Genomic DNA, 21632 nt, shown 5'->3' with positions numbered 1-21632 from the left:
CGAAACCCGGCTGATCAAGCTGATGCCAGGTGGAGTGCGCCATCGTGTCGAACAGCAGCGCGGGTAACGCGAGCCACACGACGAAACGGTTCAGTTCGGAAGCGGCGGTCGCGCCGAGCAGATGGCGCCGTCGGCAAGCGAAGCCGACGAAGATCAGCGCGAAGACGGGGATCAGAATTTTGAGCGTGGATAACATCGGTAATGCAAACCGGCAAAGTAGGTGTCAGCGCGAGGCGCTAGCGGTTCGCTGTCGCATTGGTTGCCGCGGCAGCACCACCTTTCCTACTGGCATGTTGTCCGTTTCGTTGAATACGCTCAAACTATAGTGCGTCACGGTTACCCCGTCGAACGATGCTTTTTACAGGAAAACAGTAGTAAATCTACAGTCTTATGAACTCGTTTCCATCGCGTCGGCTCCCGCCGCTTAATGCGCTCCGAGCGTTTGAAGCTTCCGGCCGGCACCTTAATTTCCGGCTCGCATCCGAAGAGCTCGGCGTGACACAGGGGGCAGTTGCACAACAGGTGCGGCTTCTGGAAGACGTGTTGCAGGTTTCCCTGTTTAACAGGCTGCCACGCGGGCTTGCTTTCACTGCCGAAGGCCACGGGTACTTCACGGCCGTTCAACGGGCTCTGACGATTGTGCTGGAGGCGACCGAGGCACTGAATCGGCGCTCAACCTCGGTGACGATCAGCACGACGCCGTCGTTCGCCTCGCGGTGGCTGATCCCCAGGCTGGCTGAATTCACCGAGATGCACCCGCACATCGATGTCCGTGTTATCGCGGACATCGCGATATGCAACTTCAGATCCGAAGGCGTGGATATAGCGATCCGGCTCGGCAAAGCACCCTTCGCGAAGGGCTTGGTGAGCGACCTGTTGTTCCCCGTCCATGTGTTCCCTGTCGCCAGCCCATACCTTTTGGAATCCGGGCAATCGATCAATACGCTGTCTGACCTGAGCAAGTGTGTCCTGCTTCACGACCATCACGACCTATGGCCAGAATTTTTTAGTGCTCTAGACCACATGGATAGATTCGATACGTTGAGAGGACCGCGATTCAGTCAAACGTCGCTCGCCATCGATGCCGCGATAGCCGGTCAAGGCGTTGCACTGATAAGCGAAGCTGTCGTTGAGCGCGATATCGCGGCAGGAAGGTTGCGACGATTGTTCAACCTCTCGCTTCCGCTGTCTCTGGGCTACCACGTTGTGCTCCCGCAGGCTAGCGCCCGGTCTGAAGCAAGCCAGAAGATGCGCGATTGGCTCCTTGCACAATTTGAGTCAGCCAGGTCAGGTTCACCTGGTGCCTGAGTGCTCCGAACCCCATCCCACGCCACATGGTATTGCCCGGCGGAGGGCCGGAGGCCCACGCAAGGTGACCTCGACGTTAAACGGCTTTAGCCCGGGGAGATGTCAACGGCGCCTAACGCCAAGGCTCTGAAATCATTGCGGCGAGCGCGAGCTTTTCGCGCACCAGCGCGGCGACATCAGGCGTTTGCGCAGTTTGTGACGAAGCGACGTGCGTATCGATGAACTTCTGCACGGCGCCATGTACCGCGCGCACCGACCATCCGTCGATGCCCGCGATACGCGATGGCGTGCGCTTGAGTTCGTCGACGAGATCGCGTGCATCGTCGAAACGAGGTGCGACACCACTGCGTGCGGCAAACTGCGCGGCGCTTTCGGCCGCATACGCGGGCTCGTTGCCGAGCCGATCGATGTCGAGCACGATGTCGGCCGCGTTCGCCATGCGCAGCGCGCACAGCGCCCACAACGCGATAAATGCGCGGTACGCCTGCGTCCCTTCTATCGTGCGTGCGTATTGCTCGCAAATAGTTGCATACGCATCGTCCGACGGGGGGGCGTCCTCCGGCAGTCTCACTTCGCATGCTTCGAGCACGGCCTTCACGATCGGTTCGTGCCGGTTCAGGCCCAGCACGCGCAACGGTGCGGCGACGAAAAACGCATTGCGCCATTCCTGCTGCAGCAGCCAGCCCGACGCGAATTGCGAAGCGGGATTGCGCACCACGGCCACATGCAGCGCCGCCGGAAATACGCGCTTGAGCCACGGCAATCTTCCGGACGACCGGCAGAACTTGAATACCGGCATCTTGCCCGCGGCAAGCGTGCGCGCAGTGAGATCCTGCAGATACGCATGCAGTGCCGGAAACTCGGCATCCGGCGCATCACCGAAACGATCGGTGCTAAAGCGCCTGCGATAGCCTGGCACGCCGCGTGTACCTTCGCGCATGAAGGAACGGTACTCGGCGAAGTAAGGCGTGTTGAGGGCGGGATGGCCAGAGTTGAAGGTGGGTTTGAGCGCCGCAAGGTCGGCCAGCTTCAGGTCGCCGATCACATTGCTGAGCGGCTCGTAAAACGCCGTGACCGGATCGAGCGCACGAAATCTCGACCATACCCAGGTGCCGGCGCTGCGCCAGCCCGTATGCAGGAAGATGCCGCGCGACAGATGGCCTGCGTCGTCGTTTAGAGGGAGCGGACTATTGGCTGACATCGACATCGGCGACCTTCCTTGCACGTGCATCCTGAATAGAGCGTGGCGATTATAGCCAATGCGGCTAACGCCTGACTGACGGGGCTTTGGCCGGTCGGTCCCGTGGCACGGCGCCAACTGGCGATATGCGCGCTCGCGCAATCGGGCATTCGCTGGGCATCGTTGAGATGCCTAACGAATTCGCCGTTCGGGAATACCCCGGATTGCCGCGTGGCGGCCGACCCCATAGAGTCTGAGACGACTATTACAACTCGAAAATCGCATAACAATGAAGCTGCCAGTCAGCGCAATCGATCCTGGGCCGGATCGGAAGTTGCGCCGCCGACGTCTGGCGCGCGACACGGGGTTGCACCCATATCCGCACGATAGCGGCGGCGCGAGCCGCACACGCTACCCGCCGCGCGTTGTAGCGCGACGGAATAACGCGCCGTATGCGGCGACGCGCGATGTGATGAGCTCGTCGGTTTGATGATGCCGGTCACCCGAAACGAACGAACTCGCGCGCGGCGCGGCGATCGCACGGCCGCTGCGTTGCTTTCCGTGTGGCTTGTTGCGGCCGTGGTGACGGTATTCGCGTGGGTGAGCATCACGGTGATGTCGGTGTTGCTCGCGTATATCGCCGGCCAAGGTCAATGGGCGAGAGCGCAAAAGGATGCGGTGCGTGCGCTCGAGCGCTTCGCGCACACGCGCGCCGAAAGCGACTACCAGGCGTTTCTCGGCGATATCGCCGTGCCGCTCGCGGATCGGGTCGGCAAGCTCGAAATGAACACGCCCATGCCGGATCACCACAAAGTGGTCGACGCATTGCTGAAAGGGCGGATCGAGCGCGACGACATCGACGGCATGGTATGGATGTATCACAACTTCAGACACGTGCCGCTCTTTAGCGATGGGATCGCCTTTTGGAACAGCGGCGACCAGTCCATTCTGCAGTTGCGCGAGATCGGCTCACGGCTGCATGCGTTGGCCCGTTCAAACAGTTCTCCTGATGCCGCGGTGGCGACGCTGATCGGTGAGATCGAAGCAGTCGATCAGCAGGTGACGCTTGCCGAGGACGGCTTTTCTCGCTCGTTGAACAAAGCGTCGCATGTCACGCGCAACGTGCTGATCTTCGCGTTGACCTCATCGGCGCTGTTGTTGCTGAGTGTCGTCACGTTGTTCATGCGGCGCTCGTTCACGCGCGGCGAGCGTCTCGAACACGAATTGCGCAAGAGCGAGAAGCTTGCCGAGGTGACACTTGCGTCGATCGGCGACGCGGTGATTCGCACGGACGAAGCAGGGCAGGTGACGTATTGCAACGAGATTGCCGAACGCATGCTTGGGCGTCAGCTGGCGCAGATGCAACGGCAGCCATTCGACGCGATATGCGAACTGCGCGATGAAGCGACGGGCACGCGCATCGCGCACGGCAACGAGTGCACGCGCATGCAACGCATGCCGGCGCAGGACGGCTCCCAGCCCGCGTATTACATCGTGCGGCCGGACGGCAGCCGGGTCGAGGTCGACTATGCGGCGACCACGTTGCGCGATGCGGACGGGAACGCGATCGGCATGGTCACCGTGCTGTATGACGTCAGCGCCGAACGCAACTATGCGGCGCAACTCCTCTATCAGGCGACGCACGACGAGTTGACCGATCTGCTCAACCGCCGCGAGTTCGAGCGCCGGCTTACGAGTGTGCTCGCGCACGGTGCCGATGGTGTGGCTGGCTATGCAGTGATGTTTCTCGACCTCGATCAGTTCAAGATCGTCAACGACACATGCGGGCACGCGGCCGGCGATGAACTGATTCGCCATGTCGGCGCGACGCTGCGCGCATGTCTGTCCGAGCAGGATGTGCTCGCGCGTCTTGGCGGCGACGAGTTCGGTGTCGTGCTGCCCCGCTGCGCGACCGCGGACGCGCTGCGGATTGCAGGCCGGCTGTGCGAAGCGATTGCCGCGATCCGTATGCCGTGGGCCGAGCGAACCCTGACGAGCGGCGTGAGCATCGGGCTTGTCAACTCGTGCGCGCGGCTCGGTTCGCTGAAGGAAGTGATGAAGGCCGCGGACGTCGCCTGCTATATGGCGAAGGAGAACGGCCGCAACCGCGTGCATCTGTTCAGTCTCGACGATCAGGCGCTGTCCGCGACCAATACGCAGATGGAGTGGGTCTCGCGTGTGAAAGCGGCCCTCGACGAAGAATTGCTGTGCCTGTATGCGCAGCGTATCGACCCGGTGCTGAGCGGTACAGACGGTGACGCGCAACGCACGCACGACACCCATATCGAAGTCCTGTTGCGCATGAAGGACGCGTCCGGCGCGCTCGTGCCGCCCGCCGGATTCGTCGAAGCGGCGGAGCGGTTCAACCTGATGCCGGCGGTTGATCGCTGGGTGATCGCGCACGCGTTCGCCGCACTCGCGAACGGTTGGCACGCGGCACGGACATGGTCAATCAATCTGTCGGGCGCATCGCTGGTCGACGAGCATCTGTTCGACTACATCGTTGCGCAGCAGCGGTGCCACGGCATTTCATTCGACCGCGTGTGCTTCGAGATCACGGAAACCGCGGCGATCGTCAACCTGCAGAAGGCGACCGCGCTGATCGGCCGGCTGCGCGCGCTCGGCTGCCGTTTCGCGCTCGACGATTTCGGCACGGGCATGTCGTCATTCGAGTATCTGAAGCATTTGCATGTCGACTACCTGAAGATCGACGGCAGCTTTATTCAGGACATCCTGCACAGCGCGCCGGACCGCGCCATCGTGCAATCGATCAATCAGGTTGCGCATGCAACGGGCAAACGCACGATCGCCGAGTTTGCCGATAGCTCCGCGACGATCGAGTGCCTCGCCGAAATCGGCGTCGACTTTGTGCAGGGTTATGGAATCGGATTCCCCGAACCGCTTGAACCGCTCGAAGCACCGGGGCGGGAACGCGACGCGCTGATGGCCTGAGCGGGCCGCGCGTGAAGACGGCGATTGAAACGATCAGGCACCCTCCTTGCTGGCAATACAGCATCAGACCAGCAATTCATAGGGAGGATTCATGCGACGATCCCGGATCATTGCATTACTATTGCCGCTCGTCTTGGGAGGCTGTCTTTCATTCAGCAGCAGCGACCCGCGGCCACCGGACCACACGACCGTCGTGGTTCCGCGCGATCAGGCCCAGTCACCGCCACCGGCGGGCATGGGCTGCAGCTATCAAACACCTTGCTGACGAACATGGCGGCGCCGCACACGCGGCGCCCGCAACGGCGCTATTGCGCACGGCCGGCTTGCGACGCGGCGACGTGGGCTGCGTCATGCATCACGCCGCCGGCAAACAGCGCGTCGCTGACCGGCAAACCGGCCGCACGTAACGCCCGCGCAGTCCACGTATTGCAGGTGTGAAACGCATCGTAGGTGAACGTAGCGGCGAAAAACACACTGCCTTGATACGGCCCGTCGCCCAGTTTGACGGGTGCGCCATCGTCGCGCGTCTGCACCGACGCCTGCAGGAACGCGTTCAATCCCGCGCGGCCTTTTTCCCCGATTCGAAGATCGATCACACTCGACGCGCCAAACGCCTCTTGCGGTGTCGCGCGCAGCACCGTCATCAGCAATGCCGCGTGGCTTGGAAAGAGGGCACCCAGTGCGGCGAATACGCCGTGGTCCCGTTCAAACACGAAGCGTCGCTCGCCGAAGCCAAAGCAAAGAAAGCGCGCGCCGTCGAAGTCCACGGCGAGTGCGCCGATGACCGGTGCGGCATCTTCGCGGTGAATGCACACGTCCGTATGCCAGTCGCGTCTGACGACGGCGATGGTCGTGACCGGCGGAGTCGACTCGGCGAAGGGCGCCGGCGAGGGGATGGGCGTGGTCGCGCAACCTGCCGTGAAGACCGATGCAAAAAGCGCAATGGCGAGCGCGTCTTTACGCATTGACCGCGTCGGCAATCTGCTTGCAAAGCGCCTTGTCCGGATACGGGCCGACACCTGCGTGCACATTGTCGATCATGTATTCCGGGCGCCCGGTGCCGGGAATCACGACGGTCACGGCGGGCTGTGCGAGCACGAATTTCAGTAGTATCTGCGCCCAGCTCGTGCAGCCGATTTGCGTGGCCCACGCGGGCAGCGGCCGCTTGCTGACGCGCGCAATCAGACCGCCGCCGCCGAACGGCTGGTTGATCACGACGCCAATGCCCAGATCCGCCGCGAGCGGCAGGATGCGTTGCTCGGCGTCGCGGTCATCCGCCGCGTAGTTGATTTGCACGAAGTCCGGCTTCTCGCTACGCATCACCGCTTCGACCTCGGGAAACGCGCTCGACGTGTAGTGCGTGATGCCGATATAGTGAACCTTGCCAAGCGCTTTCCACTCGCGCAGCGTCGCGATCTGCGTGCGCCAGTCGAGCAGGTTATGCACCTGCATCAGATCGATGCGTGGCTGCTGGAGCCGGTGCATCGATTCCTCCATTTGAGCGATGCCGGCCGCGCGGCCTTCGGTCCACACCTTGGTCGCGACAAACGCGTTGCCGTGCGCGTCGAGCTTTGTCAGCAGCGTGCCCGCGACCGCTTCGGATGTGCCGTACATCGGCGATGAATCGATGACCGAGCCGCCCGCGTCGAATAGCACCTGCAGCACGCGTGCAAGCCGCGCCTGCGCGTTCGCATCGTCGCCGACGTCGAATGTGCGCCACGTGCCGCAGCCGACCACCGGCAGCGGCTCACCGGTCGACGGAATCGGGCGGCGCGTCATGCGCGGCAGAGGCGCCGCGGCGTCTTGCGCGCGCGCCAGACGCTGCAACGACATTGAAAGCGGCAAGCCGAGCGTGACGCCGCTGGCGGCACGCAGAAAGCGGCGCCGGCCGCCGGACTGGGAAGAGGGCTGCATGAGCGGTGCTCCTGCATCGCAAACGGGTTACCGCACGATACGTCATTTCGTCGGAGCACGTGTCAAGGTCAACCCGGCCGCCGCGCGATGAAATCGATCTCGACGAGCGCATCGCGCGCGAGCCCGGTCACACCGATGCAGGTGCGCGCAGGCAGCTTGCCCGGTGGGAAATACGCGGCATAGACTGCATTCAGCGTCGCGTAGTCGCGCTTGAACTCGGTGAGAAACGCGCGCGCGCTGACCACGTGCTCAAGGCCAAGGCCGATCCCTTTCAGCACGATGACCAGATTGTCCATCACGCGCCTGGTCTGCGCGGCGACGCCTTCGGGCAACGGCGCGGCATCGTCTTCGGGCGAGGTCGGCATCTGGCCGGTGACGAATACCCAGCCGCCGGATTCGGCGGCATGCGAGAAAGGCGCCACGGGCGTCGGCGCGTCGGGGACCATCCAGAACTGCGTTGTTTCAGACATATGACATCACTCCGCGAAAGGCGTGCAGCGGTTGCGAAAGAGCGTTTGCGCAACAGGATCGAATGCCGGTGTCCGCTGTCGCGAACGCGTGCGGACCCAGGCTGACGCCCGCAAGCGGGCGCCCGCGGGCAGTGTCGCACTTCAAAAAAATTTGCGTTCCGTGACCGGTATCCGGGCCGCGCGCGCGTTGCCATTGGCCGTATGTCGCTTCATGCCTGGCGGGAATGAGAGTTATGACCGGCGCCCGGCTAGTCCCGCGGGCTGAGATCGATCACATTAGCTCCAACGAAAACGCAATCGCGTACTCACCCGGAGCACTCCCATGAACCACCCCGACGAGATCGCGCAAACCATCATGTTTCTCGGTAGCGATAAGGCGCGCTATCTGACCGGGAAAATCGTTTCAGTCGATGGTGGTTATTCGGCGCAGTGACGCGCTGCGCCCCACGTTTTGTCCACGACTTTTGTTCATCTCAAGGAGAGACCAGCATGACTACGATCAATGTTCCGACTCGCGACGAAGTGTCCCCGGCCAACCAGGCGATCTTCGACAAGCTCAAGAGCGGCCTCGGCACCGTGCCGAACCTGTATGCGACGTTGGCCCATTCGGAACACGCGCTCGGCAGCTACCTCGCGTTGCAGAACAGCAAGAGCAGTATCACGGGCAAGGCGCGCGAAGTGGTGAACCTCGTGGTCAGCGAAGTGAATAGCTGTGAGTACTGCCTGGCCGCGCACACGATGATCGGCAAATCGGTTGGCTTTACCGATGAGCAGATTCTCGAGATCCGCAGCGGCAAGGCCAGTTTCGATGCGAAGCTCGACGCGCTTGCGCGCCTCACGCGCAATATCGCGGTCAAACGCGGGCATGCGGACGACGCGGTCGTCGAAGCGTTTTTCGCAGCCGGCTGGACCAAGGGGAATCTGGTTGATGCGATCGTCGTGATCGGTGACAAGACGGTGACGAACTATTTGCACGGCACGACGCACGTGCCGGTGGACTTCCCGGCAGCGCCGAAGCTGGCAGGCTGATTCAGATCGCGGCATCCGCCTTTTTCACACGCCTTCCAATGGGTCGACACACGGCAGCCGTGCCACTGCCGGTGTCGGCCTTTTTTTGGGGCGCTTGCGCGATTTCGCATGCCGCAACGCGTCGGTCGGCCGTCAGCAAAACTTCTGACGCGGTGGTATGTTGTCGCCTTGCTCGCGCGCGGCATCGATAACTATCGCGCGCGGCGACACGTGAACGCGCAGTAACGTCACGCAGTTCCCGTTCGCACACACGTGTTTCTCTTGTTGTCACTCAATTCCTATAGGTGCGGCGCTGCGGCACACCGCTGCGCGCGGCGCGCCCCATTCAAAAGGCTATTCCGGAGACAGGGTTTATTTCCTTGACGCGTGTGGCGTCATAGGAGGCGTTGCGCGCGTCAAAGCGGCGACTACGCAGCGATAAAGGAAACGCACCGTCATGTAGCGATAACGATAAAGCAGCGCCCGGACCGGCACGCCCGGATGTTCGTTCAAATTGAGACCAGCTTTAACATGATGATCGAAAGCAATAATCCGGCAAGCAATGGCTCGCCGGACAACGAGGACTCATCCCCGCTGCGCGCGTGGCTTGCGGTCAGTTCGGTGACGATCGGTGCATTCGCATTTGTGACCACCGAATTCCTGCCCGTCGGGCTGTTACCTCAGATCGCGCACGATCTCGGCGTGACGCCCGGCACGGCCGGGCTGATGGTGACGACGCCCGGCGTGATCGCGGCGATCTCGGCGCCGGGCATGATGCTCGGCGCGGGCCGCATCGACCGCCGCTACATTCTGATTGCGCTGACAGTGATGCTGCTCGCGTCGAATCTGATTTCCGCGTTCGCACCGACCTTCGTATGGATGTTGCTGGGCCGCGCGTTGCTCGGCGCGAGCCTCGGCGGCTTCTGGACGCTTGCCCTCGCGGCGGCCGGGCGGCTCGTGAAACCGCACGAGTCGGCGCGCGCGACCGCGGCGATCCTCGCGGGTGTCACCTGCGCGACGGTGATCGGCGTGCCGCTCGGCACGCTGATTTCGGAGCTTGCGTCATGGCGCGCATCGTTTATCGCGACTGGCGTGCTGGTCGCCGCCGCGCTGATCGCGCAAACGGCGCTTGTGCCTTCGCTGCCGTCGAGCGTGGCGTTGCGTTTCTCGGATCTGGTCGAACTCGTGCGGCGCGCGCATCCGCGCCGCAGTCTATTGATGGTCGCGCTCGTATTTGGCGCGCACTTTTCGTCGTATACGTATATCGCACCGTTCCTGTTGCGCGACGCGGGCTTCGGTGCGCCGAGCATTACGTGGGTGCTGCTCGGCTTCGGCATTATCGGGTTTGCGTCTAATTTCGCGGTGTCGACGGTCGTCGGGCGCAATCTGAAGGGCGCACTGCTCACGATGGTCGTGCTGCTGCTGACCGCGCTAGTGACGATGCCGCTGCTCAAACACTCCGCGTTCGCGGTGACGGCGATGGTGATGGCATGGGGTGTCGCGTTCGGCGCGATTCCGTTGTGCATGAGCGTGTGGATACAGCGCGCGACGCCCGATCTGCCTGAAGCGGGGTCGGCGATGTTTGTCGCGATTATTCAGGTCGCGATTGCGGTAGGGTCGTTGGTCGGCGGCACGATCGTCGACCGCGCGGGTATTTCGCGCGACTTCTGGTTCGGCGCCGTGCTCGCGATACTCGGCATCGTGGCGATCTCGCGTCTCAGCGCGACCGGCACCGAGGCGAACGTTGCGGAACTCAGCGAGCGGGTCGGCGCGGAGTAGTGCTGATAGTGGTGCTGCGGGGGGGGGCGGCGTGGGCCTTGTACGGGACTTGCGTTGTCCGAATATCAAGCCGCGTCGGCGCTCAACACCGTCACCTCGCTATGACGGATGAAACTCGCGAGCGACGGCGTATCGCGCGCCGCGTCGGTGACGAGTGTCCACGCGCGCTCAAGCGGCGTCCAATGCTGCTGGCTGGCGTGATCGAGCTTGTTCGATGTGACCAGCACGAACACGCTTGCCGCCTGCCGGATCACGCACTCTTTCAGATAGGCCTGTTCGGTGCTCGCCTCGCAGAGGCCGCGCCCAGCCACCACGCCGTCGGCGCCAAGGAACGCCTTGTCCACCGAGAGCCGGCTTAGCGCGAGCTGCGCTATCGGGCCGAGCGTGCTCATGCTCGAGGGCCGCACATCGCCGCCGATCAGCGTGACCGCGATATCGCTCGACGCGAGCACGCCGATCACGAGCAGATTGTTCGTGACGACGCGCAAGTCGTGCCGGCCGGCCAGCAGGCGCGCCATTGCGGCGGTGGTCGTGCCGCCGTCGAGAAAAATGGTGTCGCCGTCCTGTACCTGAGCCGCCGCCACGCGCGCGATCGCTTCTTTCTGCTCGCGAAAGCTCTGGCGGCGCGTTTCCAGCGATTCTTCCGGTTCGTGCATGCCGACCGGCGCGGCGGCGCCGCCATAGGTGCGCACGATGCGGTGGTCTTCGGCGAGCGCGCGCAGGTCGCGCCGCACCGTCGCCTCCGACATGCGGAAGTGCTCGCACAGCGCGCCGACATCGGTCATGCCGGACAGGACGGCTTTGAGCATTGCCTCACGACGGTTCGCTACTTTCATGGTGCCCTGTAGTAAAAAGACGGCCGCGGCACGGCCATTGCGCGAAGCCGCATAGTTTAGCGAAGCCGCGCGGCTGCATCGCAGGGCTGGGACCGCGACCCGCACCCGCACCCGCACCCGCACCCGCACCCGCACCCGCACCCGCACCCGCACCCGCACCCGCACCCGCACCCGCACCCGCACCCGCACCCGCACCCGCACCCGCACCCGCACTTCGACGCGCCGCGCCATGCTGTCGCTAATTTTGCGCGAATCGATCATTCTTGGATTCGGTTGCGCATATATCGCGGTCGCTTCCGGGCCCTTTGGCGGCCCCTCAGGCTTGGCTGCCGAAGCCCGATGGATCGACTTAAGCGTAAACCCTCGGTGTGCTTCGGGTTGCACGTTCGATCAGCACGCCTTAAACTTCGTTTTGATCGAATCAATCAAAATAATGATCGAATCGGTAAGCTTCAGTCAATCGGGAGACACCTTAAATGGCTCAAATTCGTATCAAGCGCGCAATCGAGCGCGTGCCCGGCGGGATGATGATCGTCCCGCTGCTGCTCGGCGCGCTGGTCGCGACGTTCGTGCCGAACATGCCGAAGTTCTTTGGCTCATTCACCAATGCGCTTTTCACCGGCGCACTGCCGATTCTCGCGGTGTTTTACGTCTGCATGGGCGCGAGCATCGACGTGAAAGCGACGCCGTACATCGTGAAGAAGGGCGGTGCGCTGTTTGCCGCGAAGGTCGGCACGGCGATCCTGGTGGGCGTCGTGCTGGGCCACTTCCTCGGTGAGAAGCCGATCACGTCGGGTCTCTTCGCGGGGCTGTCCACGCTCGCGGTGGTCGCCGCGATGAACGATACGAACGGCGGTCTGTATATGGCGCTGATGGGCCAGTATGGCCGCTCGGAAGACGTTGGCGCGTACTCGATCATGTCGCTCGAATCCGGTCCGTTTCTGACGATGGTCACGCTCGGCGTCGCGGGGTTGTCCGCGTTTCCGTGGCAGACGCTGGTCGGCAGCATCCTGCCGCTCGCGTTCGGCATGCTGCTCGGCAACCTCGACCGCGAAATGCGCGAATTCCTCGGCCGCGCGGTGCCGGTGATGATCCCGTTCTTCGCGCTCGCGCTGGGCGCCGGTCTCGATTTGCACAAGGTGTGGCAAGCAGGCCTGCTCGGCATCGGCCTCGGTTTCGCGGTGGTGATCGTGACGGGCATTCCGCTTTACCTGATCGATCGTCTGACGAGCGGCACCGGCGTTGCGGGCGTGTCGGCGGCCAATACCGCGGGTAACGCGGCGGCGGTGCCCGCGCTGATCGCCGCGGCCAACCCGGTGTACGCGGACGCCGCGAAGAGCGCGACGCTGCTCGTCGCCGCATGCGTGGTGGTGACCGCGATCGTGTGTCCGATCCTGACTGCGACAGTCGCAAAACGTGTGGTCGGGCAGCGCGTTGAAAGCAACCGGGAGGCTGTGCAGTGAGCCTGTTGATCGTTGCCGACGACCTGTCCGGTGCCGCCGATTGCGCGATTGGCTTTGCCAACGCCGGGCGTCGCACGGTCGTTGCGCTCGGCGCGGACGAAGCGGTGCAGGCCGCGCATGATGCGGCGGCTGGCCGCGCAGCCGTGATCGCGCTCGATACGGATTCGCGCCGTCTCGCGCCCGGCGATGCGGCGCGCCGCGCTGCGCACGCATGGCAAGTGCTCGGCGGCACGCAAGGCGCGAGCACGCGTGTGTCGACGCGCCGCCTCTACAAGAAGATCGATTCGACACTGCGTGGCAACTGGGTGGCCGAAGTCGCGGCGCTGCAACCGTCGGCGGGTCTTGCGATCGTCGCGCCGGCGTTCCCGGCCACCGGCCGCACGGTGCGCGCCGGCGGCGTCTATGTGCGCGGCGTGCCGCTCGACGAAACCGAGACGTGGCAGCTCGAGCACGCGGGCCAGCCCGCCGACTTGCCGTCGATGCTCGAAGCGGCCGGCTTGCGCAGCGTGCGGCTCGCCGTCGACCGGCTGCGCGGCATGCAGCCTGACACGCTCGCCCAGGCGATCGCCGAACACATTCGTAGCGGCGCGCAGGCATTGATCGTCGACACGGAAAACGAAGCGGATCTGAACCTGCTGGCGCGCGCGACGTTGGCGCTACAGGACGCGTTTTTCTGGGTCGGCTCCGGCGGCCTCGCGCGCGAACTCGCCGCGTTGCCTGCGTTGTTCGACACCGGCGCGCCGGCACCGGTGTCGCCGATGCGCCGCGAAGGTCCGATTCTGACGTTGGTCGGCAGCCTGTCGGCCGTCTCCGGCGCGCAATGCGCGCTGCTGCGCGAGCGCACCGGCATGGCCGAGCTGACCGTGCCGCCCTCGGTGCTGCGCGACCAGGCGTTGCATCCGGATAGCGCGGCCTGGCAGGCGAGGATCGGTGCGCCGCTCGCGGCCGGCGCCGATCTGCTGGTGCGCATCGGCCGCGACGACGCATTCGATCCGGCCGAAGGCGCGCAATTGTCGACGGCGCTTGCCGCGCTGGTCAAACCGCACGTCGGTCACATCGCGGGCCTGATCGTGACCGGCGGCGAAACCGCGCGCGCGATGCTGGGCGCAGCGGGCATCGGCAGTCTCGAACTGCTGTCCGAAATCGAGCCGGGCGTCGCGGTCGCGCAACCCTCGGACGATACGCGGCGGCTGACGATCGTCACCAAGGCCGGCGCCTTCGGCAGCGAGCATGCGCTGTATGGCGCATGGCTGCATCTGCGCGGCATGCAGGAGGCGGCGCGGCCCGGGTCGCAGGCCGGGTCACAACCAGAATCACAGCGAGCCTCGCAAGCAGACCGCGCGCACGAACGAACCCCCCTCTGAACTGAAGCATCAGGAAGCCATGAGCCACTATCTCCCCGTAATCGGCATCACGATGGGCGACGCCGCCGGCGTGGGTCCCGAAATCATCGTCAAGAGCCTTGCGCATGAATCGGTTTATCAGCAATGTCGCCCGCTCGTGATCGGCGACGCGAAACGACTCGAGCGCGCCGCGCAAATCGTCGGCAGCCCGGCGTTGGTGCGCCGCATCGTGCGTGCGTCCGATGCGCGCTACGAACCTGGCGCGATCGACTGTATCGACTTGGGTCTGATTCCCGCCGACCTGCCGTTCGGCAAGCTGTCGCCGATCGCCGGCGACGCCGCGTATCAGTACATCGCCCGCGCAGTCGATCTCGCGAAGGCGAACGAGATCGACGCGATCTGCACGGCGCCGCTCAACAAGGAAGCACTGCACGCGGGCGGTCACAAGTTCCCCGGCCACACCGAGATGCTCGCGTACCTGACCGGCATCGACGAAGTATCGATGATGCTGGTCGCGCCGCAACTGCGCGTGATTCACGTGACGACGCACATTGGCATCATCGACGCGATTCGCAAGATCGAGCCTGGTCTCGTGAAGCGCACGATCGAGCGCGGCCACGCGACGCTCGTGAAAGCGGGCATCGCGAATCCGCGCATTGCCGTGTGCGGGATCAATCCGCACGCGGGCGAAAACGGTCTGTTCGGCTACGGTGAGGAAGAAGAGAAGATTGTGCCGGCGGTGCGCGAGCTGCGCGAGCGTGGCTGGAATATCGAAGGACCGTTGCCGGCGGATACGCTGTTTTTCCGCGCGGGACGCGGCGATTTCGATCTGGTCGTCGCGATGTATCACGACCAGGGCCATGGGCCGGTCAAGGTGCTTGGCCTCGAAGCGGGCGTCAACGTGACGGTCGGGCTCGAGGTGGTGCGCACGTCGGTCGATCACGGCACCGCATTCGATATCGCGGGCAAAGGCATTGCGGACGAACGCAGTCTGCTCGAAGCGCTGCGCCAGGGCACGGAGCTGGCGACGCGGCGCGCGTAGGCATTTGTCACCACAAATCGCTTCATCGGTCGCGCGAGCGCGCGGTCCGACCCGAGGCAACGAAGATCAGAACGGCGGCCAGCTGAAAGACTGTGCCGCCGTTTTTCTTTCGTGGTCCTTTCGACGTCGGATGGCTGTCAGCCAGCACGTACAGTCAAATAATCGGCCTCTCCGGGAATAATGCTGCACTGCAAGGTGTTGTGAAAGTTGATGACCCTGTTTGCGGCCGTACGGCTCGCACACATTTGGACAACCCATCGTATCGTGCCGCGGATAAGACCTTAAACGATGAATACCTCTGAATCACAAGTCCCTTTCATTCCTCACCGCCCGCTGATGGGCAGCGATCATCGGACACTCGTGCTTGCCGCGCTCGGCGGCGCGCTCGAGTTCTACGATTTCGTGATCTACGTATTTTTCGCGGTGGTGATTGGACAGCTTTTCTTCCCCCAATCGATTCCGGACTGGTTGCGTCAGGTACAGACCTTCGGCATTTTTGCAGCGGGCTACATCGCGCGTCCGCTGGGCGGCATCATCATGGCGCACTTCGGCGACCTGATCGGCCGGAAGCGGATGTTCATGCTGAGTGTGCTGCTGATGGCCTTGCCCACGCTGCTGATGGGGCTGCTGCCGACTTACGAGGTCGCGGGCCTGGTCGCACCGGTGCTGCTGCTCGTTTGCCGCGTGCTGCAAGGCGCGGCGGTCGGCGGCGAGGTGCCGGGTGCGTGGGTGTTCGTGTCGGAACACGTGCCGCAGCGTTATGTCGGGTACGCGTGCGGCACGCTCACGGCCGGATTGACCGCGGGCATTCTGCTCGGTTCGCTGATCGCTTCGGCGGTCACGCACCGCTACGATCACGACGAGATCATCGCGTTCGCGTGGCGCATTCCGTTTCTGATCGGCGGCCTGTTCGGGCTGCTGGCGGCGTTCATGCGTCGCTGGCTGCAGGAGACGCCGGTGTTCATCGACATGCAGAAGCGCAAGTCGCTCGCAGCGGGATTCCCGTTGAAGGCGGTCGTGCGCGACCACGGCGGCGCGGTGCTGGTTTCGATGATCCTCACATGGACGCTGACCGCGGCGATCGTCGTCGTGATCCTGATGACGCCGACGCTGCTGCAAAAGCGCTTTCATCTCGATGCGGGGACCACGCTCGCGGCGAACTCGGTCGCGACCTTGTGCCTGACGATCGGTTGCGTCGTCTTCGGGTCGATTGCGGGGCGCGTCGGTGCGGCACGGACGATTTTTGTCGGCTGCCTGTTGCTGGCGGTGTCCTACTACCTGATGATCCAGCACGTCGCGGCCGACCCGTCGTCGCTGGTGCCCTACTATGGGGTGACCGGGTTTCTGGTGGGCGCAGTCGCCGCGATTCCAGTCGCGATGGTCAAAGCATTTCCGCCGACGGTGCGCTTTTCAGGCATTTCCTTCTCTTACAACATTGCCTACGCGGTGTTCGGCGGGTTGACGCCTGTTGCGGTGTCCTTAATGCTGAAGTCGAATCCGGATGCGCCGCAGTTGTACGTTGCCGTGCTGTGTGTGGTGGGTGCGCTGGCGGGTTTTGCGATGCGCGGCGCGCGTCAGTGAGAACGAGGACGTGCGGGTCGCGAATCTTGATCGCGGGCATCGGGTCGATATCGTCGAGTGGGAACGCGTCGATCACGCCGGTACGCAGCAGCGCGGCATTGCGCTTCGTGCATCATGTGGGGCAGTCTATTCACAACCCACCTGGAGCCCGGCCATGAACTTTTCCTCCCGCCTGTCGCAACTCGGCCTTGAACTGCCCGCTCCCATCCGCCCGCTCGGTTCGTATCGCACCGTGTCAATCTCCGGCAGTCAGATGTATGTGTCGGGGCTCGGACCGTTCGAGAACGGCAAGCCGATCGTGGGCACGGTGGGCGCGGACCTGTCGCTCGAAGCCGCGCAGCGCGCGGCGCGCCTGACGATGTTGATGATCCTGTCGTGCATCGAAGACGAATACGGTCTGGACAAGGTCGATCGGTGCAGCCGGCTTACGGTCTACGTGCGTGCCGACGCGTCGTTCACGCAGCATCCGCAAGTGGCCAATGGCGCAAGCGATCTGTTGCGCGAACTGTTCGGCGCAGACAAGCTCCCCGCGCGCAGTGCCTTGGGTGTCCATACGCTGCCGATGGGCATTCCCGTCGAGATCGACAGCGTGTTCGAATTGAAAGTGTAGATATAGCTGGGGCATAGTCGCGAACGGTGAGGCTTTTCGGGAGGCATCGTGACTAAATCGCTGAACCGCCGTAGCATGACGCCGACGTTTCATACCATTGGCAGCGCTACATGAACCAGCAATCGATCCCGCTTCTGTCATCCGCTATCGGCACGCGCCGCGACGTGACGGTTTTCCGCTTCGGGCCGACGCGTAGTGACCAGAAAATCTATATCCAGGCGTCGCTGCACGCAGATGAAACACCCGCGATGCTAACCGCAGTGTTGCTGAAACGGCGTCTGCTCGCGCTCGAAGCGCAAGGCGCACTCGCCGCGCATATCGTGCTCGTGCCGGTTGCCAATCCGATTGGACTTTCGCAATACGTGCTCGGTCAGTTCGTCGGCCGCTTCGAACTGAATAGCGGCAAGAACTTCAATCGCCATTTCCTGCCGTTCGACGCAGTGATCGACCGCGCGAAAGATACGCTCGGCGCCGACCCGCTCGAAAACCGCCGGATTGTCCGCCAACTGATGCACGACCAGCTCGAGCACCACACACCGCTAAACGAGTTCGAATCGCTGCAGTACGAACTGCTGAAGCTGTCATTCGACGCGGACATCGTGATCGACCTGCATTGCTCGCAGGAAGCCGCGATGCACATCTATACGAATGAAACCGGCTGGCCGGAATTCGAGCCGCTGGCGCGCTACCTGGGCTCACAGGCGTCGATGCTCGCGAACGATTCCGGCGGCCAGTCGTTCGACGAAGCGCACAGCCTTTTCTGGTGGCAATTGCAGCAGGCGTTGCCGGCGAGCAAGCCGGTCCACACCGGCACGCTCGCCGTGACGGTCGAATGCCGCGGACAGCGCGATGTGTCGTATGAAATCGCGCAGCAGGACGCCGACGCGCTGATCGACTATCTGACCCGGCGCGGCGCATTGCGCGGCGACCCGAAACCGTTGCCCGAGCTTCCGATGCCCGCGACGCCGCTTGCGGGCAGCGAGCAGTTGTATGCGCCGGTGAGCGGGATACTTGTGCATCGAGTCGAAGTCGGCGCGACGGTGCGTGCGGGGGACGCGCTGTTCGACATCGTCGATCCGCTGACCGATGCGACGGTCACCATCGTCAGCCGTAACGACGGCGTGCTCTATATGCGCCGCGCCATCCGTTTCGTGACGGCCGGAGCGCCGCTTGGCCGCGTGACGGGCACACAGCCGATGCGCACCGGCATGTTGCTCAGCGCGTGACGCGTGGTCACCGGGCGCCAGCCGCTTGACCTTCAGCAAGCGGCGCAGCCGCCGCCGTCGCCATTCAAATTCCTTTCCGTGCTTCGCTTCCAGTCGCCGCAGAGGTGCGATTCCGCAGCCGCACAATCGGCCGTATCGCCTTGCTGGATAAGCCTCTCAGGGTTCTGTCCGGAACTATCAGTCGGTTCGATAGAACCGATTCAAAATAACGATTTTTCATTTGCTTATATCGCCTCTACGATGAAAAGCAACGCTCATCTGTTATATCGGATGGATATCGCGAGGGAATGAGGCAAGCATGGAACATCACGCGCGTACGCAAAACGAGAAACTCGAAGTCAAGACCACGACGTGCTACATGTGCGCGTGCCGGTGCGGCATTCGTGTGCATCTGCGCGACGGCGAGGTCCGCTATATCGACGGCAACCCCGAGCATCCGCTGAATCAGGGTGTGATCTGCGCGAAGGGGTCATCGGGCATCATGAAGCAGTATTCGCCGGCACGTCTCACGCAGCCGCTGATGCGCAAGGCGGATGCGGAACGCGGCACCGCGCAGTTCGAACCGGTGTCATGGGACGTCGCGTTAGAGACGCTCGAAAAGCGTCTTGCGCATTTGCGCGCGACCGACCCGAAGCAGTTCGCGCTCTTCACCGGGCGTGACCAGATGCAGGCGCTGACCGGCCTGTTCGCGAAGCAGTACGGCACGCCGAACTACGCGGCGCACGGCGGCTTCTGCTCGGCCAACATGGCGGCCGGCATGATCTATACCATCGGCGGGTCGTTCTGGGAATTCGGCGGCCCGGATCTCGACCGCGCAAAGCTGTTTTTGATGATCGGCACCGCCGAAGACCACCATTCGAATCCACTCAAGATTGCGATTTCGAAATTCAAGCGCGCGGGAGGCCGTTTCATCGCGATCAATCCGGTGCGTACCGGCTATGCGGCGATTGCCGATGAATGGGTGCCGATCCGTCCCGGCACCGATGGTGCGCTGTTCATGGCGTTGATTCACGAACTGCTCGCCTCCGACAGTTTCGATCACGAGTTCGTCACGCGCTTTACGAACGCGGCCGACCTGCTGAACATGAATGAGCAAAGCGACGAATTCGGCCTGTTCGTGCGCGACCCCGATGCGCGGGAAAGCAATCCGCTGTTTCCGCAAAACCATCTGTGGTGGGATAGCGAAAGCCAGCGCGCCGTGCTGCACCACACGCCGGGGGTGAAGCCGTCGCTCGAGGGCCCGCCTGAAGGCTATTACGTGCTCGATGACGGTACGCCGGTCACGCCATCGTTCGCGCTGTTGCGCGAACGCGCTGCACAGTGCACGCCCGAATGGGCTGCGCAAATCACTGGCATTTCCGCCGACACGATCCGGCGTCTCGCGCGCGAGATGGCCGACACGGCGCGCGATCACAAGATTACGCTGCCGATTCGCTGGACCGATGCGTGGGGCGAAACCCATGAAACGGTGACCGGCAATCCGATCGCGTTTCACGCGATGCGTGGCCTCGCTGCGCATTCGAACGGCTTTCAATCGATTCGTGCACTCGCGGTGCTGATGTCGCTGCTTGGTACGATCGATCGGCCCGGCGGCTTTCGCCACAAATCGCCGTTCCCGCGCGCGGTGCCGCCGTCGGCGAAACCGCCGAACAGCCCGGACGCGATCAAGCCGAATACGCCGCTCGCGACGGGACCGCTCGGTTGGCCGGCCGCGCCTGAAGACCTGTTCGTCGACGCAAGCGGCGGCCCGGTGCGCATCGACAAGGCGTTCTCGTGGGAATACCCGCTCGCGGTGCACGGGCTGATGCATAGCGTGATTACGAATGCATGGCGCGGCGACCCGTATCCGATCGACACATTGATGATCTTCATGGCGAACATGGCATGGAACTCGTCGATGAATACCGTCGAAGTGCGCAAGATGCTCGCCGACCGGCACGAGAACGGCGAATACAAGATTCCGTTTATCGTCGTGTGCGATGCGTTCCAGTCGGAGATGACCGCGTTCGCGGATCTGATCTTGCCGGATACGACTTACCTCGAGCGCCACGACGCGATGTCGATGCTCGACCGGCCGATCTCCGAATTCGACGGACCGGTCGACTCGGTGCGCGTGCCCGTCGTGCCGCCGACCGGCGAGTGCCGGCCGTTCCAGGAGGTGTTGATCGAACTCGGCAGCCGGCTTAAATTGCCGGCCTTCACGAAACCGGACGGCACGCGCAAGTATCGCGACTACCCGGAGTTCATCATCCATCACGAAACCGCGCCGGGCTCAGGCGTCGGTTTCCTGATCGGCTGGCGCGGCGAAGACGGCACCGATGCGCTGGTCGGCAAGCCGAACCCGCGACAATGGGATGAGTACGCGAAACACAACTGCGTGTTCCACTACACGCTGCCCGAGACGCTGCAGTACATGCGCGGCCAGAACGGTCCGTATCTGCAATTCGCGGTCGACAAGGGTTTTCGCAAGTTTCCCGAGCCAATTGTGATTGCGCTCTACTCGGACGTGATGCAGAAATTCCGCCTGGCGGCGCAGGGCAAGACCCAGGGGCGTCAGCCGCCCGAACATCTTCGCGAGCGCGTCGCACGCTACTTCGACCCGCTGCCGTTCTGGTACGAGCCGCTCGAACGCGACACGACGGATCTCGGGCGCTATCCGCTTGCGGCGGTCACACAACGGCCGATGGCGATGTATCACTCATGGGACTCGCAAAACGCGTGGCTGCGGCAAATTCACGGCGAAAACTACCTGTTCATGAATCCGCGCATGGCGGGCGAGCAGGGCATCGAAGACGGCGGCTGGATCTATGTTGAATCGCAATGGGGCAAGGTCCGCTGCATGGCGCGCTATAGCGAAGCGGTCGAACCCGGCACCGTGTGGACATGGAATGCGATCGGCAAGGCGGCGGGCGCATGGAAT

General features: G+C 63.4%; 18 protein-coding genes. 12 read left to right on the top strand and 6 right to left on the bottom strand.

Annotated elements, in window-relative coordinates:
* Window positions 1-196 (bottom strand): AEC family transporter (locus tag HV796_RS35640; protein WP_175232570.1); only part of this gene is annotated, 196 nt, incomplete at its 3' end.
* 194 nt (window positions 197-390) lie between these two features.
* On the opposite strand from HV796_RS35640, the gene gcvA reads away from it, so the two are divergent.
* Window positions 391-1308: a transcriptional regulator GcvA gene (gene gcvA / locus HV796_RS35635; RefSeq protein WP_175232569.1), complete on the top strand. Its 918-nt coding sequence runs from the start codon at window positions 391-393 to the stop codon at window positions 1306-1308.
* Between the two features lie 112 nt (window positions 1309-1420).
* Here gcvA and HV796_RS35630 read toward each other — a convergent pair whose 3' ends face one another.
* Window positions 1421-2515 (bottom strand): hypothetical protein, encoded by a 1095-nt coding sequence (locus tag HV796_RS35630; protein WP_246356224.1) that lies wholly within the window; start codon window positions 2513-2515, stop codon window positions 1421-1423.
* Between the two features lie 534 nt (window positions 2516-3049).
* Here HV796_RS35630 and HV796_RS35625 point away from each other — a divergent pair.
* On the top strand, window positions 3050-5440 hold the full coding sequence (locus HV796_RS35625; protein ID WP_246356225.1) for an EAL domain-containing protein: 2391 nt from the start codon (window positions 3050-3052) through the stop codon (window positions 5438-5440).
* A gap of 305 nt (window positions 5441-5745) precedes the next feature.
* On the opposite strand, the gene HV796_RS35620 is transcribed toward HV796_RS35625, so the two are convergent.
* The 3 genes from HV796_RS35620 to HV796_RS35610 all read right to left on the bottom strand — a co-directional run bounded on the left by HV796_RS35620 (window position 5746) and on the right by HV796_RS35610 (window position 7824).
* Window positions 5746-6405, bottom strand: a complete 660-nt coding sequence (locus tag HV796_RS35620; RefSeq protein WP_175232567.1) for a DUF2459 domain-containing protein — start codon at window positions 6403-6405, stop codon at window positions 5746-5748.
* On the bottom strand, window positions 6398-7354 hold the full coding sequence (locus HV796_RS35615) for an aldo/keto reductase (RefSeq protein WP_175232566.1): 957 nt from the start codon (window positions 7352-7354) through the stop codon (window positions 6398-6400). Before HV796_RS35615 ends, HV796_RS35620 begins: the two co-directional genes overlap by 8 nt.
* 68 nt (window positions 7355-7422) lie before the next feature.
* Entirely contained in the window at window positions 7423-7824 is a 402-nt protein-coding gene (locus HV796_RS35610) for a RidA family protein (protein ID WP_175232565.1), read from the bottom strand.
* Between the two features lie 322 nt (window positions 7825-8146).
* On the opposite strand from HV796_RS35610, the gene HV796_RS35605 reads away from it, so the two are divergent.
* The 3 genes from HV796_RS35605 to HV796_RS35595 all read left to right on the top strand — a co-directional run bounded on the left by HV796_RS35605 (window position 8147) and on the right by HV796_RS35595 (window position 10611).
* Entirely contained in the window at window positions 8147-8257 is a 111-nt protein-coding gene (locus HV796_RS35605; protein ID WP_175232564.1) for an SDR family oxidoreductase, read from the top strand.
* Window positions 8258-8313: 56 nt separating this feature from the next.
* Complete coding sequence (locus HV796_RS35600) at window positions 8314-8853, top strand: carboxymuconolactone decarboxylase family protein (RefSeq protein ID WP_175232563.1); 540 nt, start codon at window positions 8314-8316, stop codon at window positions 8851-8853.
* 510 nt (window positions 8854-9363) lie between these two features.
* Window positions 9364-10611: an MFS transporter gene (locus tag HV796_RS35595; protein ID WP_175232562.1), complete on the top strand. Its 1248-nt coding sequence runs from the start codon at window positions 9364-9366 to the stop codon at window positions 10609-10611.
* A gap of 65 nt (window positions 10612-10676) precedes the next feature.
* On the opposite strand, the gene HV796_RS35590 is transcribed toward HV796_RS35595, so the two are convergent.
* A complete protein-coding gene (locus HV796_RS35590) occupies window positions 10677-11447 on the bottom strand; it encodes a DeoR/GlpR family DNA-binding transcription regulator (protein WP_175232571.1) in 771 nt (256 codons plus the stop codon).
* A 476-nt stretch (window positions 11448-11923) separates the two neighbouring features.
* Between HV796_RS35590 and HV796_RS35585 the strand changes: the two genes are divergently transcribed.
* From HV796_RS35585 to HV796_RS35555, 7 genes are all read left to right on the top strand, one after another.
* Window positions 11924-12910 carry a 2-keto-3-deoxygluconate permease gene (locus HV796_RS35585; protein ID WP_175232561.1) on the top strand — a complete coding sequence of 329 codons (987 nt, stop codon included), beginning with the start codon at window positions 11924-11926 and terminating at the stop codon, window positions 12908-12910.
* Window positions 12907-14274 (top strand): four-carbon acid sugar kinase family protein, encoded by a 1368-nt coding sequence (locus HV796_RS35580; protein ID WP_175232560.1) that lies wholly within the window; start codon window positions 12907-12909, stop codon window positions 14272-14274. Before HV796_RS35585 ends, HV796_RS35580 begins: the two co-directional genes overlap by 4 nt.
* A gap of 19 nt (window positions 14275-14293) precedes the next feature.
* On the top strand, window positions 14294-15295 hold the full coding sequence (gene pdxA, locus HV796_RS35575; protein WP_175232559.1) for a 4-hydroxythreonine-4-phosphate dehydrogenase PdxA: 1002 nt from the start codon (window positions 14294-14296) through the stop codon (window positions 15293-15295).
* Window positions 15296-15583: 288 nt separating this feature from the next.
* A complete protein-coding gene (locus HV796_RS35570) occupies window positions 15584-16876 on the top strand; it encodes an MFS transporter (RefSeq protein ID WP_175232558.1) in 1293 nt (430 codons plus the stop codon).
* A 154-nt stretch (window positions 16877-17030) separates the two neighbouring features.
* Window positions 17031-17486, top strand: a complete 456-nt coding sequence (locus HV796_RS35565) for a RidA family protein (protein WP_175232557.1) — start codon at window positions 17031-17033, stop codon at window positions 17484-17486.
* Between the two features lie 110 nt (window positions 17487-17596).
* Window positions 17597-18712, top strand: coding sequence for a succinylglutamate desuccinylase/aspartoacylase family protein (locus HV796_RS35560; protein ID WP_175232556.1), 1116 nt, complete (start codon window positions 17597-17599; stop codon window positions 18710-18712).
* Window positions 18713-19010: 298 nt separating this feature from the next.
* Window positions 19011-21632 (top strand): molybdopterin-dependent oxidoreductase (locus HV796_RS35555; protein ID WP_175232555.1); only part of this gene is annotated, 2622 nt, incomplete at its 3' end.

Origin of the sequence: Paraburkholderia humisilvae, assembly GCF_902859855.1 — a bacterium.
Lineage (GTDB): Bacteria > Pseudomonadota > Gammaproteobacteria > Burkholderiales > Burkholderiaceae > Paraburkholderia > Paraburkholderia humisilvae.
The sequence above is the reverse complement of the archived record's forward strand: the minus strand, read 5'-3'. Positions and strand labels throughout refer to the sequence as shown.

Excerpts from the sequence above, each read along its gene's own strand:
- HV796_RS35610 (WP_175232565.1), bottom strand. The coding sequence starts at position 7,824 with ATGTCTGAAACAACGCAGTTCTGGATGGTCCCCGACGCGCCGACGCCC.
- pdxA (WP_175232559.1), top strand. The coding sequence starts at position 14,294 with ATGAGCCACTATCTCCCCGTAATCGGCATCACGATGGGCGACGCCGCC.
- gcvA (WP_175232569.1), top strand. The coding sequence starts at position 391 with ATGAACTCGTTTCCATCGCGTCGGCTCCCGCCGCTTAATGCGCTCCGA.
- HV796_RS35565 (WP_175232557.1), top strand. The coding sequence starts at position 17,031 with ATGAACTTTTCCTCCCGCCTGTCGCAACTCGGCCTTGAACTGCCCGCT.
- HV796_RS35595 (WP_175232562.1), top strand. The coding sequence starts at position 9,364 with ATGATGATCGAAAGCAATAATCCGGCAAGCAATGGCTCGCCGGACAAC.
- HV796_RS35615 (WP_175232566.1), bottom strand. The coding sequence starts at position 7,354 with ATGCAGCCCTCTTCCCAGTCCGGCGGCCGGCGCCGCTTTCTGCGTGCC.
- HV796_RS35630 (WP_246356224.1), bottom strand. The coding sequence starts at position 2,515 with ATGTCGATGTCAGCCAATAGTCCGCTCCCTCTAAACGACGACGCAGGC.
- HV796_RS35600 (WP_175232563.1), top strand. The coding sequence starts at position 8,314 with ATGACTACGATCAATGTTCCGACTCGCGACGAAGTGTCCCCGGCCAAC.
- HV796_RS35620 (WP_175232567.1), bottom strand. The coding sequence starts at position 6,405 with ATGCGTAAAGACGCGCTCGCCATTGCGCTTTTTGCATCGGTCTTCACG.
- HV796_RS35605 (WP_175232564.1), top strand. The coding sequence starts at position 8,147 with ATGAACCACCCCGACGAGATCGCGCAAACCATCATGTTTCTCGGTAGC.
- HV796_RS35560 (WP_175232556.1), top strand. The coding sequence starts at position 17,597 with ATGAACCAGCAATCGATCCCGCTTCTGTCATCCGCTATCGGCACGCGC.
- HV796_RS35585 (WP_175232561.1), top strand. The coding sequence starts at position 11,924 with ATGGCTCAAATTCGTATCAAGCGCGCAATCGAGCGCGTGCCCGGCGGG.
- HV796_RS35570 (WP_175232558.1), top strand. The coding sequence starts at position 15,584 with ATGAATACCTCTGAATCACAAGTCCCTTTCATTCCTCACCGCCCGCTG.
- HV796_RS35590 (WP_175232571.1), bottom strand. The coding sequence starts at position 11,447 with ATGAAAGTAGCGAACCGTCGTGAGGCAATGCTCAAAGCCGTCCTGTCC.